The sequence below is a fragment of the Buchnera aphidicola (Neophyllaphis podocarpi) genome, from assembly GCF_964059055.1.
GTDB classification, from domain to species: Bacteria; Pseudomonadota; Gammaproteobacteria; order Enterobacterales; family Enterobacteriaceae; genus Buchnera_M; species Buchnera_M aphidicola_A.
In genome coordinates this window covers 93,550-111,969 of record NZ_OZ060386.1, presented here as the reverse complement: position 1 = coordinate 111,969, position 18,420 = coordinate 93,550, and the positions used below count along the sequence as shown (strand labels likewise).

Genomic DNA, 18,420 nt, shown 5'->3' with positions numbered 1-18,420 from the left:
GTTTTTATAACGTTGATACTTAAAATTTTCTAAAAACGCTTATTTAAAGCAGTTGCTAACTGAGAAATAATTAAAACAGTATCTTCCCAACCTAAACAAGGATCAGTTATTGATTGCCCATAAACTAAATTATTTTTATTAGATATTTTCTGCGAACCTTCTTTTAAAAAACTTTCTATCATAACACCAAAAATAGCAGAAGATCCATCATAAATTTGTCTGGATACAGATTCAGCAACTTCATGTTGTTTTTTATGTTGTTTTAAACAATTGCCGTGACTAAAATCTACCATAAGATATTGGGGTAAATTAAATTTTTTTAATAAATTAATAGCTGATAGTATATCTTTAAAATGATAATTAGGTAAAGAACCACCTCTCATAATAATATGACAAAAAGGATTACCACTTGTATGATTAATAGTCATTTTACCATCTTTATCAGGAGCAAGAAACAAATGCTTTGCACTTGCAGCACATATTGCATCTATAGCAATTTTAAGATTACCATCTGTACCATTCTTAAAACCAACAGGACAAGATAAACCAGAAGCCATTTCTCTATGAATTTGACTTTCAGTTGTTCTAGCTCCTATAGCTCCCCAGCTAATTAAATCAGCTATAAATTGACCTATAACCATATCTAAAAATTCTGTAGCAGCAGGAAGTCCTATAGAATTAATATCAAGTAATAATTTACGAGAAACAGATAATCCATCATTAACTCTAAAACTACCATCTAAACCAGGATCTGCAATTAAGCCTTTCCAGCCTACAATGGTTCTAGGTTTCTCAAAATAAGTACGCATAATTATTTCTAAACGATTTTTGTATTTTTTTCTTAATTCATTTAATTTACAAGCATACTCCACTGCAGCAATTGGATCATGAACAGAACAAGGACCTATAACTACTAATAAACGTTTGTCTTTTCCTGTCATAATTTTAGCAATATTTTTTCTAGATTCTATAACATTTTCCATAATTTCAGAAGTAATAGCATATTTTTTAGCTAAAGTAGCAGGTTTAACTAATGGATCTATTCTAATAGTCCGTAATTCATCTGTTTTTTTCATGTTTTTCTCTAAGATTTTATATGAATAAAGATATTAAAAAAATAAAAAATTAATTTACAGATAAAAATTAAAATTATTATCAATTAAAATTGATAAATAAATTAAAAAATAAGAATACATGATTTTTTTTAAAAAAGTTGACGTGTAATAAGTTAGGGAATAAGTTGAAAAAGTTAAAAATAATAAATTTATTTATAAACATTTCAATAAAATATTCAAAGAAAAAAACAAAATCATAATTAAATAATATAATTGACATTATATTATTTAATTATTTAATCAAAATAGCAAGTATAATCTTAAAATTAATAATTTAATTATAAAATTATAAAAAATTATATAATAAAATTATTTGTATTTTTTTAGCATTTTATTAGTTATTTTTTTTGAAATAATATCAGAAATAGATTTTTTATATATCCAAGATAATATTAATCTATATGAAATTAATAAAATAACAGGTCCTATAAATAAACCAATCATACCAAAAGAAATTAATCCTCCGATAACACCAGATAATATTAATAAATTAGGTAAATCAGAACCAATGCGTATTAATAAAGGTCTTAAAAAATGATCTAAAAAAAATAGAATACAACTCCAAATAAGTAAAATTGTACCAAATATATTATTTCCATGCCAATAAAGCCATAACACAGCTGGAGTTAAAATAAACAAAGGACCTATTTGAATTAAACAGAAGAAAATAATTAAAACCATCAATAAAGAAGCATAAGGAATTCCAGAAAATAATAAACCTAACCAGCTAAGAATACCTTGAATTAAAGCAGTAACAACTACTCCTACTGCAACTGATCTGATAGCTTGACCAGCTAATAATACAATAGAATCTCCATTTTGAGAAGAAACTCTGATAGCAAAATTTCTTATTAAATTAGATACTTTTTCTCCTTTCCAGTATAATAAAGAACTAAATACAAGCATAAATATTAAATGTATAAAAAAATGAAAAAAATGACTAATTTGAGATATAAAAAATTCAGTTGTACGACCCATATAAGGTTGTACTTTACTAATTAAAGAAGCTCCTCCTCCAGAGAGTAATTTTTGATAATTTAAATATATTTTTTGTCCTAGCACAGGAACATCTTGTAACCATATTAAAGTAGGAAATTGCAAATTACCAGAAGTTAACCAATTTATTAAAGGTGCACTATTATCAATAAGATTATTAATAAGCAATACTGAAGGTAATATAAATAGTAACAATAAAATAAAAATCATAAAAATAACAGCAAAAATACGACTATTCCAAAAATAACTCTGTATTTTTAACATAAAAGGCCAAGTAGATATTACAACCATACTAGCCCAAGAAAAACCAATAATAAAAGGACTTATGATCCAAAAACTAGTAATTATCATAATAATTATAAATATAATAGAAAAAACAGTTTGAGGTAAATCAATACCTTTTTTTGGATTTTGCATATAAAAATTAGTCCTCAATAGTTGATTTTTCACAGTTTTTAAAAATAATTAAATAAAACTTAATAATGTATTTAACATAAATTTAACTTTCTAACAAAAATAAAATAAATAATTATTAATTGCAAAATTATAATTTATAATATAAATTAGTTGAAGATATTATAAATATATCTTAGAATAAATTTATTATATAGATTAATATAAAAAAAAATGAAAAAAATAGAAAGCCACAAAATCAAACTTAATCAATGGAAAGGTATTCAAATTACTTCTAAAGCTTTAAAACAAATATTATATCTAACTAAAAAAAATAATAATCAAGGAATAAGAATAAATATTAAAAAATCTGGTTGTGCTGGATTTCGCTATACAATGGAACTAGCAAAAAATCAAAAAATAGAAGAAATAAAAATAACATATGAAAAAATAAGTATTTTTATTCCTATAAAAATAACAAATATAATAAATGGAACAAAAATAGATTTTATAAAAGAAGGATTAAACAAAACTTTTAAGTTTGAAAATCCAAAAATTACACAATATTGCGGATGCGGCGAAAGTTTTAACACATATTAAGATATATATATCATCACCAACATAATAAACAAAAATTTTTTTTACCTTTTTTTAAAATTGTATACTTTTTAAATAATTTATCATTTATATTAAAAGTATATCTATAGTTTGTTTCTTTTCTATTATTTATATAAATAGAGTTAGATTCTATCATATTTTTAGCACGACTACGTGACATGACTAAATTGGAATCAACAAGAACTTGGCATAAATCTTCATGACCATGTAAAAATATTTTAGGCATACCGTCTTGTTTTAATTGCTCAAAATCTGATTCTAAAAAATCATTAATATTATTATAGAATATATTATTACTTATACGTTTAGCTGATTTTGCAGCAATTTTACCATGTACTAATTTAGTAATTTCATAAGCTAATAAAGATTTTGCAATAATTATATTAGAATATGTCTTATTTTGTTCTAAAGATAAAATATATAAAATATCTATAAAAGTAAAAAACTTCAAAAAATTAAAAACATCAGAATCTGAAACATTAATCCAAAATTGATAAAATTTATATGGACTAGTTTTGTTAGAATCCAACCATATGTTATCTTTTTCACTTTTACCAAACTTTATGCCGTTTGATTTTAATATTAAAGGCATAGTTAATCCAAAAACTTTTTTATTATATAAACGTCTAGTTAAATATATACCGGAAGTAATATTACCCCATTGATCAGATCCGCCAATTTGTAAAATAACTCCATATTTTTTTCTAAGCCAAAAAAAATCATAACTTTGAAGTAAATTATATGAAAATTCAGCAAAAGAAATCCCTTGATCTAAACGATTAATTCTTTGTTTAACTGAATCTTTGTTAATTAATTTACTAATAGAAAAAACTTTACCCACGTCTCTTAAAAATTCCAATAAATTAATTTTCTTAAACCAATTGTAATTGTTTATAATTGTTACTTTGTTATTTTCTTTTTGAGATCTAAATAAAAAATTTAATTGATTGTTAATATTTTTAGACCATGAAATAATTTTATCAACTTCAAATAATTTTCGTTCTTTATTTTTAAAACTAGGATCTCCGATTAAACTAGTAGCACCTCCTAATAAAATAATAGGTTTATGATTAAAAATTTGAAATCTTTTTAAACATATAATAGGTAATAAATGACCTACATGCAAACTATCAGAAGTAGGATCAAAACCACAATATAATTTAATAGAATTATGTAATAATTTTAAATTAATATATTTGTAATCTGAAATTTGATAAATCAAATTTCTAGACTTAAAATCATCCAAAATATTTTTCATAAAATATTTTCCTTTATTAAAATATCAATCAAATAAAAATTTAGTTTTTCAATTTAATTTATCTCTATAATAAATGATAATATAAATAATTATTTCTACCTTAACAAAATTAAATTTCTTTAATATAAGACTTAATTTTCCATAAAAATAAGTAAAAATTATACAAATTTTATTTTTAAATTATTTATTTAAAATAAAAAATCTTTTATCTTATATAGTTATACTATATAAAAATTATGATTATTTAAATAACTAAGAACTAATTTGACTATTTATAGATCTTTAATAAAGATACTTATTATTTTATTTAACATTAATTTTTTAGCAATAATTTTAATAACAAATTGCTTAAAAAACATATATTTATAGAAATAATATACTAACATAAGCATTTAATTTTATATTTTTAAATTTTAATTATGTAAATTTATACAAAAACGTAATGCTATTTATTGCAAATATATTTTTTAATAATATAGTTCTTTTATAGACTTTATTAAAATTATTCATAATAGATAAAATCGTAATATTAAAACAATAATATCAATAATTATAAATTTATATAAAACAACTATAAAATAAAACTAAAGTATCAATAGATAAATTTTTTATTAATTCTATATTAAAACATTAATGTTTAAAACTATATATTTTTTCAAATTTCATAGAATTAAATTCTAATAAAAAATAAATTTAAATATAAATTAAAATAATTATTGGATAGGATCGATATTTAAATACTAAGAAATTTTTCTTGATATATAAGATAAATTTACATAAGGTATAATCTTGTTAAATAATTAATGTAAATAAATATGTTAAAAATGTTGAACTAATAAATTTAATTAATACTTTTTGTTATATTTGATAGAAACAATTGGATAAGAACAATAATCCAGAAATATGAAAGATTCAATTTTTCATAAAAATAATTGTTTTTTAAAAAAAATAAAAATAACTTAATAACAAAAAATTGGATAATAATATGATTAAAAAGTAATAAATTATATACTTTTTATGAATTAATAAAAAGCTAAAAAATTTTTTATAATTATATTTTTTGAATTATTTTATCAAAAAATATAATTTTTATCATAAGTTTGTATAATTATATCTTTAAAATCTTTTATTTCATTTATTGAAAAAAACAAAACTGAAAAAATATTCTGTATATCTATAGTTATATTGATATAAATAAGATTTTATACATACAAAAGAAATTAATTTAAATTAATTATTATAATTATTTGTAAAAAAAATAATTTTCTAAAAATATTTCTTTATAAATAGAATTATTAGTTATAAAAAATAATATTTTTAATTATTTTACCATTAATAATTAAATCATTAATAATATATTAATTTTCAATTTATGAATAGAAATTTTAGAAAAATTACAGTTGATATAATTGAAAGGTATAGGAAAATAAACTATACAATGATTATAATACATAAAATTATAACAAGAATTATAATATATAATCATATTTAATAAAAAATATACCAAAAATATAAAAAATAATTAGATTAATATAACAATAAAATATTAAAATCTAATTTTAAATTATATTCAATTTCGTTTATCAAATTATTAGATAAACTATATTTAAGTCTTGTAGATTTAATATCTATAATCTTTTTAAAATGAAAACTCATACAATTTAATTTTAATAAAATATCTAAATTAAAATTATAAAATTTATTTTTAATAATATTATTAATAATATCTAAAAAAAATGTTAGAGAAGTTAAAACATTGGTATATCTTATATAAAAGCTCTTGATATAGAATAAATCACGTGTATTATAAAGAAAATTAGATGTATTTTTATAAATTATATTATAATAATAATGAGTAATAATTATTCCTAATCTTAAAATAGAAATAAAAATAGAAAAAGTATAAATACAATAATTGTATTTTATCTATCTTTAGATATATTCTAAGAAGATAAAAAATCTTAATTATCTAACTTAATATATATAACATCAATAGGAACATTAATATTATTAGTAAAATAATTTAATAAATCTAAAATCTGATATATATGAGGTAATACACTTAATATCTGTAATTCTTTAATTATAAAATATTTTATTAAAATAAAATTTAATTTTTAATTTGAATTGATAATCAATACCTATTATCAATTAAGCATAAAAATACTTATATTTATCGAATATTTTATTTAATATAAAAATAACTTTTTTATAAAAAATTATCTAATTTAATAAAATTAATAACATATTTTATATAATTATAATCATGTTTATAATTTATTACATAAAATAAAATCTTATCTTAAAGTTAGTGAAAAACTTTTATACTTAATTTATATCTTTTGATTTTATTGCAATATACTATTAATTTATTTAAGATTGATAATATTTTAAATTTTTAAGTATTTTTAAAATTTTGCAAATCTACACAGTAACCTAGATAAATAATCTTCTATTGTAATATAAAAAAATCCTCAATTTTATAATTCTTTTTAATCATAAAGGCATACAATCAAATAAAAAAAATTAAAAAGATAATGATAATTATCATCAGAAAAATGCAAAAAATTCATTTTTTTAGAATAAATAAAAGATCTATCAATTAAATATTCAATATATTTTATTTTTAATGTTAAGTTACTATATTTCAGTAATACCTATTATAATACCAAATATTTTTCTATTATTAAAAAGCACTATAAATCTAGAACCTATAATAGGTTTGATATTTTTATATAGTTTATAAAAAATTTTTACTATTTTATAGGTAAAATAAATAAAATAATATTTATAATTATTAATTCTTAGAAAAATTACTTATTGTTTAATAGTTTTTATTTTTATACTCACACATAACGTATAAAAAACAAATTTTGCATTTAGGTTTTCTTGAATAACAAATTTTTTTACCAAAAGAAACAAACAAATTATGTAAGTTCATTTTATATCTTAAAGGTATAATATCTGTTAATTTAGATTCAACTATTTTAGTATTGGTGCTATTAGTTAAACCCAATCTATTAGATACACGTAAAACATGTGTATCTACAGCTATTAAAGGTAAATTATGCAAAACATTTAGAAATATATTAGATATTTTTCTACCAACACCTGGTAAATTTTCTAAATCTTTACGATTATTAGGAATTTTACCATTATATTTTTCTATTATAATTTTACAAGTTTGAATAATATTAGATGATTTTTTATTATATAAACCTATTGTTTTAATATATGTTTTAAGATTATTGATACCTATAGAATATATTTTATAAGGAGTTCTTGCAATATCAAATATTTTTTTTGTTATTTTATTTACAGAAATATCAGTTGATCTAGGAGACAAAATTAAAGAGATTAACAATTCAAAATCTGAATTAAATAATAAACCTACTGTTGGTTTAGGATTTTTTTTATACATTAAGGATAAAATATTACATATTTTTTTTTCATTCATGATAAACTCTACATATTTCTAAGAAAACAAATGGAATTAAAAATTTTATAAATAAATCTTAAAAACTAATATAACAAAATAAAAATTATAAAATAGTTATTATTTATTATAAAAAAATCTAAAAACTAATCAGTTTTATCAAAAATTTTATTCAAAAAAAAGTAATTTATTTAAAATAATGTTTTATTTACTTAAAATTAAAAATGCTAAATCAATAGAATTTGAAAAACTTTAAATCTAAAAATACATATTATAAAAAATAATATTAAATAATTATAAAATAAAAGAAGTTAATTATTTTTTATTTAATCTAAATGTAGTATCTACAATTAATTGAGAAAAATAATCTATTTCTATATTAACAAAATCTCCTATATTTTTATTATATAAAGTTGTTCTTTTTATAGTTTCAGGAATTAAATTAACAGAAAAGCTATTATTTGATAAATCAGATACTGTTAAACTTATACCATCTAAACAAATAAAACCTTTATAAAAAACATATTTTTTTAATAAAGGATTTGTTAATTCTAAAACTATCTTAGAAACATTGTTAGATCTTTCTATATCTATAATAGCAATTTTATTCATAATATGACCAGTAACTATATGACCACCAATTTCATCGCCTAATTTTACAGATCTTTCTATATTTAATAAATCATTAGGTATTAAATTAATAAGATTAGTTAATGACAAAGTTTCTTTTATAACATTAAAACTAACATAATTATGATTAACATTAGTTACAGTTAAACAACATCCATTCAAAGAAACAGAAGAACCTAAATTAATATTTTGTAATAAATGATTAGAAAATAAAATTTTGTATTCAGAAAAATTATTTTTGTGAATAATAGAAACTACTTTAGCTATACCTTGTACAATACCAGTAAACATATTGATAAAATCCTTTATTTTTTAAACAAATATTATTATTGAAATAAATTTCATTATTTGTTATAAATTATATTTATTTAAATAAAACAAATAAATAATTGCGTGCGTAGCTCAGTTGGTAGAGCGCTATTATGACATAATAGAGGTCAATGGTTCAAATCCATTCGTACGTAAAATACAAATAGTATATGTTTTAAGTTAAAAAAACATAATAAATTATTTATTTTATGAAAAACTAAAATACTATTGGATTAAATTTGATAGAAAATATAATAAAAAAAAATAAAAAATTGAATCACTATTTTTTAATAGCATACAGTGGAGGTTTGGATTCTACTGTTTTATTAGATAAATTAACTAAAATAAGAAATATAAACAAAAGGATAAAAATAAGAGCAATACACATAAATCATAATTTAAATAAAAATTCAGACAAATGGGAAGAACACTGTATTAAAGAATGCAAAAAAAAACAGGTATATTTAATTACTAAAAAAATTTTTATAAATAAAAAAAATGGAAATATTCAAGATCAAGCAAGAAAAAAAAGATACGATTTAATAAAAAAATATATTTTACATCAAGAAATATTATTAACAGCTCATCATATTGATGATCAATGCGAGACTGTATTATTATCACTAAAACGTGGTAGCGGACCTTTAGGTTTATCAGGAATCAAACATAAATCTATTTTTAATAAAAAAAATTTTATTATTAGACCTTTAATAAAAAATACAAAAATAGAATTAGAAAATTATGCGAACAAAAACTCATTAAAATGGATAGAAGATTCTAGTAATTATAATAAAAAATATGATAGAAATTTTTTAAGAAATGAAATTTTACCATTAATAAAAAATAGATGGCCTTATTTTGTTGTTAATGTTAATAGAAGCGCCGAAAATTGCAACGAACAAGAAAAATTAATAAATGAATTTATATCAGAAATATTTCAAAATTATCTTAAACCTGATGGTTCATTAGAAATAAAAAATTTTAATAAAATAAGTAAAGAAAAACAAAATGCAATAATAAAAAAATGGATTAGCAAAAACAATAATTTTTTACCATCAAAAAAAATATTAGAGATAATTAAGAAAGAAGTAATAGGCTCTAAAATAGATGCAAATCCGCAATTAATAATTAAAAATAATCAAATTAGAAGATATAATAAATGTTTATTTTGGATTAAAAAATTTAAGTCAATAAAAAGAACAATTCTAATGTGGCACTATCTAAAAAAACCATTAAAATTAATTGATAATTTAGGGTATTTATCTCAAAACAAAAAAAAAGGTATAAAAATTTTAATTCCTAAAAAAAATCAATTGGTAAACATTAGATTTATAACAGAAGGAAAAATAAATATTTTAGGTAAAAATAACAAAAAAAAAATAAAAAAAATTTGGCAAGAATTATATGTACCTCCTTGGAATAGACAACGTATTCCTTTAATTTTTTATGATGATAAACTAATAGCAGCAGTAGGAAAATTTATTACAAAAGAAGGAAAACCAAAAAAAAATAAACAATGGTATATATATTGGAATATAAATCAAATATAAAACTTTTATTTTTTTAAAATTAAATTAATAGTATTATAATCAATACGTTTACATAAAAACTTAAATTTCGAAATTCTATGTGATAGTAAAGGAATATGTAAATTATTAAAAGTTAATTTAGATTTTAACATTTTTGATGATTTATTTGCTAAATTGGGCATTATAGGAACTAAAAATGTTATTAACACTTTAAATAAATTTACAGTCATAGAGCATATGTTATGCAAATAATTTTCATTATTTTTATTTATTAAACTCCAAGGTTTTAAATCATCAAAATACTTATTAGCTGTATCAGTTAAAACCATGACTTTTTTTGTAACTAATTTAAAATTTCTATTGCTGAAACATGTTTTGATATATTTTATATTATCAATAAAAAATATATATAAATTAGGATCCTCTAATTTTTCAGATAAATAATTATTAAAATATTTATTAATAAAAGAAACACTTCTAGAAGCTAAATTAACTAATTTATTTACAATATCAGAATTAAATCTATACATTAAATCATATAAATCAATATTTATATCATTAATATTAGATGATGATTTAGTAGCATAATAATATCTTAAACAATCTGAATCTAAATATTTAGTAAAATCTCTAGCTTTAATAAAGTAACCTTTAGATTTAGATAATTTTATATTATTTATATTTAAATAACCATGTACAAATATTTTTGTAGGTTTGCGAAAATTAATAGCTTCTAATATTGCAGGCCAAAATAAACCATGAAAATAAATTATATCTTTTCCAATAAAATGATATAATTTACTTTTAGAATTTTTGCACCAAAATTCATCAAAGTATAAATTTTTATTTTTGTTGCATAAATTTTTAAAAGTACTTATATAACCTATAGTAGCATCTAACCAAACATAAAAAAATTTACCTGGATAATTAGGTATTTTGAAACCAAAATAAGGGGCATCTCTTGATATATCCCACTGTTTCAAACCACTTTTAAACCATTCAGATATTTTGTTAGAAACAGAATCTTGTAAAACACCGGAAAAAACCCAATTTTTTAAAAATTTAGAAAAAAAAGGTAAATCAAAAAACAGATGAGTAGAATTACATAGTATTGGAGTCTGATTAGTTAAAACGGATATTGGTTTTATAAGTTCAAGAGCATTATATATTGAACCACAAGATTCACATGCATCTCCATATTGATCTATCGCTCTACAAATAGGACAAATACCTTTAATTAATCTATCAGGTAAAAACATTTTTTTTTTATTATCAAAAAATTGTAGAACTTTTTTTTCTTTTATTAAATTAAGATTCTTTAATTTAAAATATATTTTTTTTAGAAGTAATAAATTATCAAAACTATGAGTAGAATGATAATTATCATAAGCGATATTAAAAGAACTAAAATCTTTTTTATGATCAATTAAAACATTATCTATTAAAATTTTAGGTTTTATTCCAATCTCATCAGCTTTTAGCATTATAGGAGTACCATGACTATCATCAGCACATATAAACCAAACTTCATTACCTAACATTCTATTGTATTTAACCCAAATATCAGCCTGAACATGCTCTAAAATATGCCCTAGATGAATAGGACCATTTGCATAAGGCAAAGCACAAGTTACAATCATTTTCTCTTTTTTATGTTTTATCATAATTTAACATTATTCTCATATGCAAATAAAAAATTGACAAATTAAAATTAAATTATATATTATAATATGTTTTACAAAAATAAAAGAATAATAAATAAAATGAAAACAATAAAATCTTTAACTATAGCAGGAACTGACCCAACAGGAGGAGCTGGAATACAATCTGATATTAAAGTATTTGCTGCTTTAAAAAGTTATGGTTCTAGTGTAATTACTTCATTAGTAGCACAAAACACCTGTGGAATACAAGACATTATGCCTATAAAACCAAATTTCATTTTAAAACAACTAGATTCAGTAATTAATGATATCAAAATTGACAGCTGTAAAATTGGAATGGTATTTAATAATGAAATAATTAAAACTATATATAATAGACTTAATCAAGCTAAAATACCATGGATTATTTTAGATACAGTTATGGTGTCTACAAGCAATCATACTTTACTATTAAAAAATTCTATAAAAAATTTTTGTAAATACTTAATTCCTATTGCTTCCATTATAACGCCAAATTTAAAAGAATCTGCTATAATATTAAATACTAATATAGCAAATAGTGAAGAAGAAATGAAAATACAAGGAAGAAATTTACTTAAAATAGGAGCTAAAGCTGTTTTGTTAAAAGGAGGACATTTAAAAAGCAAAGAAAGTCCAGATTGGTTATTTATTAAATCAGAAGAAATAAGATTTTCTGCAAAAAGAGTAAAAACAAAAAACTATCATGGAACAGGCTGTAGTCTATCAGCAGCACTTACAGCTTTAATACCTAGATATAATAATTGGACAAAAACTGTTTTAGAAGCAAAAAAATGGATACAAGGAGCAATAGAAAATTCAAAAAAACTAAACATAGGAAAAGGAAAAGGACCTATTAATCACTTTTATAAATGGTGGTAATAAAAATAATTATTAAGATATAAAAATAAAAATATAAATATCTTAAAAATTATTATATCTATTTAGAATCAGAAGATAATATATTTAATTGATTTAAATATTTAGCAGAACTCCTACAATTATAAGGTCTAATTGAACTACCAGAAAGAGTTTCAAAACTTAAAGCACCAATAATCATTTTAGGATACAGAGCAAGAGGTAATTTACCAGAATTATAAAATTCTAAAACAATTTTTCCCTTCCATCCTGGGTCAATTCTGTGAGCAGTTGCATGAACCATTAAACCAAGTCTAGCCAATGAAGATCTACCATCTAGCCAACCTATCAAATTATTAGGTATAGAAATTATTTCTAATGTTGTAGATAAAGCAAATTGACCAGGGTGTAAGAAAAAAAAATTACCTTTATTAATAATAATTTCATCGCTCATGACTTTGTGTAATAATGAATTTATTTCATTTTCAGCAAGACTCAAATCTATATATCCAGCATTACATTCACGAAAAATACGAAACGTGTTATCTAAATGTATATCAATAGTAGCTCCGTGAATATTTTTTTTATCAGGATGCGGAAAAATTGATAATTTACGACTATTTAACCAAATCTCAATATCTTTATCACATAATCTCATAAAATGTATTAACTCTTATTTAAATAAAAAATTTATTTGTAAAAAATCTATAAAAAAAATCAAAAAAAATGAAAATCTGAATAAAATGCTTTACCAAATAAAAATTTGATCATTATCAACAAAAATTTAATAATTAGCTAAATAAAAATTAAAAAAAAGAATTCAATAATTCAATATTTTTAATATACCATTTAATAGTTTTAACAATTTTATTTTTAAAATTTTTATCAATTTTAGATTCTATTTTTGTATTAATTATATTATAAATAAAATTATTATTTAAAAAACTTTTTTGATGAAAAGAATTACTAACTATTAAATCAAAAAAATTAGAAACTCCGACAGGTTTAATTTTAACTAAAATATTTAATAAATAACAAATAATTTTTAATAATCTTATATTACTTAAATAGTAAGACCTTATATTATAAATATATCCAATATCACCTTTTACAGTTAAATTATATAAAGATCTAACATAATCATCTATATATAGCCAATTATTAATTTCAAAAATATTGTCTTTATTTAAAACAATTTTTTTACCCAATAATGCATTAAATATAGATTTAGAAATTAATGTATTAGAGAAATCTAAAGGACCATAATGATTAGAAATATTGGTAATTATAATAGGTAATTTATATGAAAAATACCAAGAACTCATTAAACAACTAATTAAACTTTTAGATATTAAATAAGGATTAATATTGTCATGAATTGAAATCTCTTGTAATACATTTAAAATATTAAATTTATAATATACATCTGATTTAAATATACAATTAAATTTAAATGTTTTTTTATCAACTATATCTAAACTATTCCAATAATTTTTAGAACATTCTAATAAATTTAAAGTATTAACAAAATTATTTCTAATAAAATTATTTGAATAATCTGTAATTTTATTATTAATATTATAATCATATTCAATATTAATAATAATATGAGGATGAAACTTTAAAAATATGTAATCAATAGATTTTTTATCTTCTAAATCAGTTTTAAATATACTAATTCTATCCTTATCAATCATAGTTTTAAAAAATAAATTCAAATTTTTAGTACATTTTAAATTATCTATCAATAATATTTTATCATTGGTAAAATTAATAATATATTTAGCTAGTGTTAAACTAATAAATCTAGAACCACCTGTTATAATAATATTCATAAAATTTTATATAACTTTTAAATAAAAAAGCTAGCAGAGATATAAAAAATCTCTACTAACAAAAAATAGAGTATTAAATATAATATATTTTATAAAAAATTAATTTAACCAATTAGTATGAAAAATTCCATCTATATCTATTCTTTTATAAGTATGTGCGCCAAAATAATCTCTTTGAGCTTGAATTAAATTAGAAGATAAATTAGAGCATCTATAACTATCATAATAAGAAATAGCAGCAGAAAAAGCAGGTATAGGAGCTCCGTGATTGATAGCATGAGAAACTACATATCTTAAAGAATTTTGGTAATTATTTGCTATATCTTTAAAATAACTAGATAATAACAAATTTATTAAACTATTATCATTTATATAAGCATCAGATATTTTTTGTAAAAACTTTGCTTTAATAATACAACCAGCTCTAAATATTTTAGCTATATTAGAAAAATTTAATTTCCAATTATATTTATCAGAAGCTGCTTTTAATTGGGAAAAACCTTGAGAATAACAAATTATCTTACTAAAATATAAAGATTTTCTTACATGTTCAATATAATCAAGTTTATTTTTAATAATACAAACTTTTTTAGGTCCTTTTAATATTTTAGATGCTAAAATTCTTTGTGATTTTATGAAAGATATATAACGAGAGAAAACTGATTCAGTAATTAATGATAAAGGTTGACCTAAATCTAAAGCATTTTTACTAGTCCACTTTCCTGTACCTTTATTATCTGCTTGATCTAAGATCATATCTATTAAGAAATTATTATTTTCATCTTTTTTTAAAAAAATATTTTTTGTAATTTCTATTAAATAACTATTTAATTCACCATTATTCCATTCACAAAATATTTCTGACAATTCTGGGTTACTCATACCTACAAAATGTTTTAGTAAAAAATATGTTTCTGATATTAATTGCATATCACCATATTCAATACCATTATGAATCATTTTAACATAATGCCCCGATCCATTAGGACCAATATATGTTACACAAGACTCTCCATTAAATTTTGCAGCTATCTTTTCAAAAATAGGATGAACTTGATCATATGCTATTTTTTTTCCGCCAGGCATGATAGAAGGCCCTATAAGAGCACCATATTCTCCTCCAGAAATCCCAGATCCAATAAAATTTAAACCTATATTGGATAAATTATTATTACGAATCATAGTGTCTTTATAAAAAGAATTTCCTCCATCTATAATTATATCTCCTTTATTTAAATAAGGAACTATTTCATTAATAGTTTTATCAACAGCTTTCCCTGATTTAACCATAAGTAAAATTTTTCTAGGTTTTTCTAAGGATAAGATAAATTTTTTAATGTCATAATATGCTGTAATATTTTTATCTTTATTATCTGTAATAACTTTTTTTGTTTTGTCACTTGAACGATTAAAAATAGAAACTGAGTATTTATTATTAGCTATATTAATAGCTAAATTACTACCCATAACAGCCATACCTATAATACCAATATTTTTTTTAGACATATAAAATTCCTAATAAAGAACACTAAAAATATAATCAATATATAAAAATGATATTATATTGCTGATAAAGATATATAAATGAATCATAAAAAAATAAAATAAAATTTAATTTCAGGTTAAATTCAAAAATTCAATATTAAATATTTTTTTTATTATGACGTTTTTGTAAATTTTTAATAATATCATTAAAACTTAAATTATGATATAAAAGCAATAACAAAAGATGATAAATTAAATCAGAAGATTCATCTATAACTTCCTGTTTATTTTTAGATAAAGAAGCTAAAGCAACTTCTAAACCTTCTTCCCCAACTTTTTGTGATAAACGTTTAATTCCTTGATTATATATTTTATTTGTATAAGAATTTAAAGAGTTATTATTTTTAACACCTATTAAAAATTTTTCTAAATAATTTAAAAAAGAAAAATGTGAGAAATTAGGAGAAAAAAAACAGCTTAAATTATTTAAATGGCAAGTATTATTTATAGGATCTACAAATAATAATAGTGAATCGTGATCACAATCTAATAGTATTTTTTTTAATAATAAAAAATTACCAGAAGTTTCTCCTTTAGTCCATAAACGTTTTTTAGTACGAGAATAAAAAGTTACTTTTTTAGTTTGTATTGTAATAGTTAATGCTTTTTCATTTAAATAACCATGCATTAATACTAAACCGGTATTATTATCTTGTATTATTGAAGGAACCATTCCATTAATTTTATTCCAATTTATTTTATGTAATTCATTAATACTTAACATAATCTTATATTAATTCCCTTACTTAATAAAAAGCTCTTTAATTTATTTATACTTATGATATTGTTGTGAAATACAGATGCTGCAAGAGCTCCTGAAACTCCTGTTTCATTAAATAATGTATAAAAATGTTCATTTTTACCAGCTCCTCCCGAAGCAATTAAAGGTACATTACATATATTTTCAATTTTGTTTAAAAATTTTATATCATATCCTTGACAAATACCATCTTGATTCATCATATTTAATACAATTTCTCCTGCTCCTAAATCTTGCACTTTTTTTATCCAATCAAATACATTTAATTTAGTTGATATCATTTTATTTTCATTACCAGTATACTGATAAATAAAATATTTTCTATCAAATTTATCAAACCAAACATCAATTCCAATAACTACACACTGGGAACCAAAATGATTAGATAATTCATAAATTAAACTAGGATTTTCTATGGCAGGAGAATTAACTGAAATTTTATCTGCCCCTAAAGAAAGTACCAATGCAGCATCATTAATACTTTTAATACCACCAGCTACACAAAATGGTATGTTAATTAATCTTGAAATGTTATAAATCCATTTTTTATCTAATAATTTATTATCTGCAGAAGCAGCAATATCATAAAAAACCAACTCATCTGCACCGTTAATAGAATAATTTTCTGCTAAAAATAATATATCTCCTATAACTTTATGATTTTTAAATTTAATACCTTTAACAACTAAACCATCTTTAACATCTAAACAAGGTATTATTCTTTTTGCTAACATTAATAGCCTCTAAAATAGTAAATTTATTTTCTAGTAAAGCTTTGCCTATAATAATATTTTTAACACCTGAATACTTAAGACATATTATGTCTTTCAAAGAACTTACACCACCAGAAGCTTGAAAATTAACTAATTTAAATTTATTAGATATTTCTTTATACAAATCAATATTAGGGCCAATTAAAGTACCATCTCTAGAAATATCAGTACATAAAACATATTTTAAACCAAAATCAGAATAAAAATCTATTAAACACTCTAAAGTTAAAGAAGTAGAACTTTTCCATCCGTTAATTAAGACATTTTTACTTTTATTTTTTTTATCAATGATTATATCAATAGCTAATACTAACATATTACTAGAATAATATTGAAATATATTTTTTAATTCTATTTTATTAGTTACAGCCATTGAACCAATAACAACTTTTTTAACACCTGCTAAAAATAAATTATCTACATCTTTTATTGTACGAACTCCTCCTCCTACTTGAATATTCATATTTGTAGAAGAAACAATTTGAGATATTAATGATATCTGGCGATTTAAAAAATTTTTAGCTCCTGATAAATCAACTAAATGTAAACATTTAACTCCTGCTTTTTCATATTTTTTTACTAATTCAAATGGACAACTATTATATAACTTTTTATTATTATAGTTACCTTTATATAATCTAACTACTTTACCATCAAGTAAATCAATAGATGGAATTATCATG

The 18,420-nt window shown here is 20.3% G+C and carries 15 protein-coding genes and 1 tRNA gene; 4 read left to right on the top strand and 12 right to left on the bottom strand.

The window, feature by feature from the left end:
- Positions 1-29: 29 nt before the first annotated feature.
- Together AB4W60_RS00540 and ydiK are read right to left on the bottom strand one after the other, a co-directional pair.
- Entirely contained in the window at positions 30-1,076 is a 1,047-nt protein-coding gene (locus AB4W60_RS00540; protein WP_367676211.1) for a 3-deoxy-7-phosphoheptulonate synthase, read from the bottom strand.
- Between the two features lie 348 nt (positions 1,077-1,424).
- Positions 1,425-2,528 carry an AI-2E family transporter YdiK gene (gene ydiK, locus AB4W60_RS00535; RefSeq protein WP_367676210.1) on the bottom strand — a complete coding sequence of 368 codons (1,104 nt, stop codon included), beginning with the start codon at positions 2,526-2,528 and terminating at the stop codon, positions 1,425-1,427.
- A gap of 210 nt (positions 2,529-2,738) precedes the next feature.
- On the opposite strand from ydiK, the gene AB4W60_RS00530 reads away from it, so the two are divergent.
- Positions 2,739-3,104, top strand: a complete 366-nt coding sequence (locus AB4W60_RS00530) for an iron-sulfur cluster assembly accessory protein (RefSeq protein WP_343188730.1) — start codon at positions 2,739-2,741, stop codon at positions 3,102-3,104.
- Positions 3,105-3,117: 13 nt separating this feature from the next.
- Here the strand turns inward: AB4W60_RS00530 and tyrS are convergent, their stop codons facing one another.
- From tyrS to AB4W60_RS00515, 3 genes are all read right to left on the bottom strand, one after another.
- A complete protein-coding gene (tyrS, locus tag AB4W60_RS00525; protein WP_367676209.1) occupies positions 3,118-4,380 on the bottom strand; it encodes a tyrosine--tRNA ligase in 1,263 nt (420 codons plus the stop codon).
- A 2,824-nt stretch (positions 4,381-7,204) separates the two neighbouring features.
- Positions 7,205-7,837: an endonuclease III gene (gene nth / locus AB4W60_RS00520; protein ID WP_367676208.1), complete on the bottom strand. Its 633-nt coding sequence runs from the start codon at positions 7,835-7,837 to the stop codon at positions 7,205-7,207.
- Positions 7,838-8,131: 294 nt separating this feature from the next.
- Complete coding sequence (locus tag AB4W60_RS00515) at positions 8,132-8,737, bottom strand: riboflavin synthase subunit alpha (RefSeq protein WP_367676207.1); 606 nt, start codon at positions 8,735-8,737, stop codon at positions 8,132-8,134.
- A gap of 100 nt (positions 8,738-8,837) precedes the next feature.
- On the opposite strand from AB4W60_RS00515, the gene AB4W60_RS00510 reads away from it, so the two are divergent.
- Both AB4W60_RS00510 and tilS read left to right on the top strand, forming a co-directional pair.
- Positions 8,838-8,910 (top strand) — tRNA-Ser (locus tag AB4W60_RS00510).
- Between the two features lie 84 nt (positions 8,911-8,994).
- Positions 8,995-10,305, top strand: coding sequence for a tRNA lysidine(34) synthetase TilS (gene tilS, locus AB4W60_RS00505; protein WP_367676206.1), 1,311 nt, complete (start codon positions 8,995-8,997; stop codon positions 10,303-10,305).
- A 5-nt stretch (positions 10,306-10,310) separates the two neighbouring features.
- On the opposite strand, the gene metG is transcribed toward tilS, so the two are convergent.
- Positions 10,311-11,948, bottom strand: a complete 1,638-nt coding sequence (metG, locus tag AB4W60_RS00500) for a methionine--tRNA ligase (RefSeq protein ID WP_367676205.1) — start codon at positions 11,946-11,948, stop codon at positions 10,311-10,313.
- Positions 11,949-12,047: 99 nt separating this feature from the next.
- Between metG and thiD the strand changes: the two genes are divergently transcribed.
- The gene (gene thiD, locus AB4W60_RS00495; RefSeq protein WP_367676204.1) at positions 12,048-12,848 is read left to right on the top strand and encodes a bifunctional hydroxymethylpyrimidine kinase/phosphomethylpyrimidine kinase; all 801 of its coding nucleotides are present in this window, start codon (positions 12,048-12,050) and stop codon (positions 12,846-12,848) included.
- A 58-nt stretch (positions 12,849-12,906) separates the two neighbouring features.
- Here thiD and dcd read toward each other — a convergent pair whose 3' ends face one another.
- The 6 genes from dcd to hisA all read right to left on the bottom strand — a co-directional run bounded on the left by dcd (position 12,907) and on the right by hisA (position 18,419).
- Complete coding sequence (dcd, locus tag AB4W60_RS00490; RefSeq protein WP_343188723.1) at positions 12,907-13,482, bottom strand: dCTP deaminase; 576 nt, start codon at positions 13,480-13,482, stop codon at positions 12,907-12,909.
- 148 nt (positions 13,483-13,630) lie between these two features.
- Positions 13,631-14,659, bottom strand: coding sequence for a GDP-mannose 4,6-dehydratase (locus tag AB4W60_RS00485; protein ID WP_367676203.1), 1,029 nt, complete (start codon positions 14,657-14,659; stop codon positions 13,631-13,633).
- Positions 14,660-14,758: 99 nt separating this feature from the next.
- Positions 14,759-16,165, bottom strand: coding sequence for an NADP-dependent phosphogluconate dehydrogenase (gndA, locus tag AB4W60_RS00480; RefSeq protein ID WP_367676202.1), 1,407 nt, complete (start codon positions 16,163-16,165; stop codon positions 14,759-14,761).
- Between the two features lie 136 nt (positions 16,166-16,301).
- Positions 16,302-16,928 carry a bifunctional phosphoribosyl-AMP cyclohydrolase/phosphoribosyl-ATP diphosphatase HisIE gene (hisIE, locus tag AB4W60_RS00475; RefSeq protein ID WP_367676201.1) on the bottom strand — a complete coding sequence of 209 codons (627 nt, stop codon included), beginning with the start codon at positions 16,926-16,928 and terminating at the stop codon, positions 16,302-16,304.
- On the bottom strand, positions 16,922-17,698 hold the full coding sequence (gene hisF, locus AB4W60_RS00470; protein WP_367676200.1) for an imidazole glycerol phosphate synthase subunit HisF: 777 nt from the start codon (positions 17,696-17,698) through the stop codon (positions 16,922-16,924). Before hisF ends, hisIE begins: the two co-directional genes overlap by 7 nt.
- Complete coding sequence (gene hisA, locus AB4W60_RS00465; RefSeq protein WP_367676199.1) at positions 17,661-18,419, bottom strand: 1-(5-phosphoribosyl)-5-[(5-phosphoribosylamino)methylideneamino]imidazole-4-carboxamide isomerase; 759 nt, start codon at positions 18,417-18,419, stop codon at positions 17,661-17,663. The genes hisF and hisA overlap by 38 nt, the downstream gene beginning before the upstream one ends.
- Position 18,420: the final 1 nt, after the last annotated feature.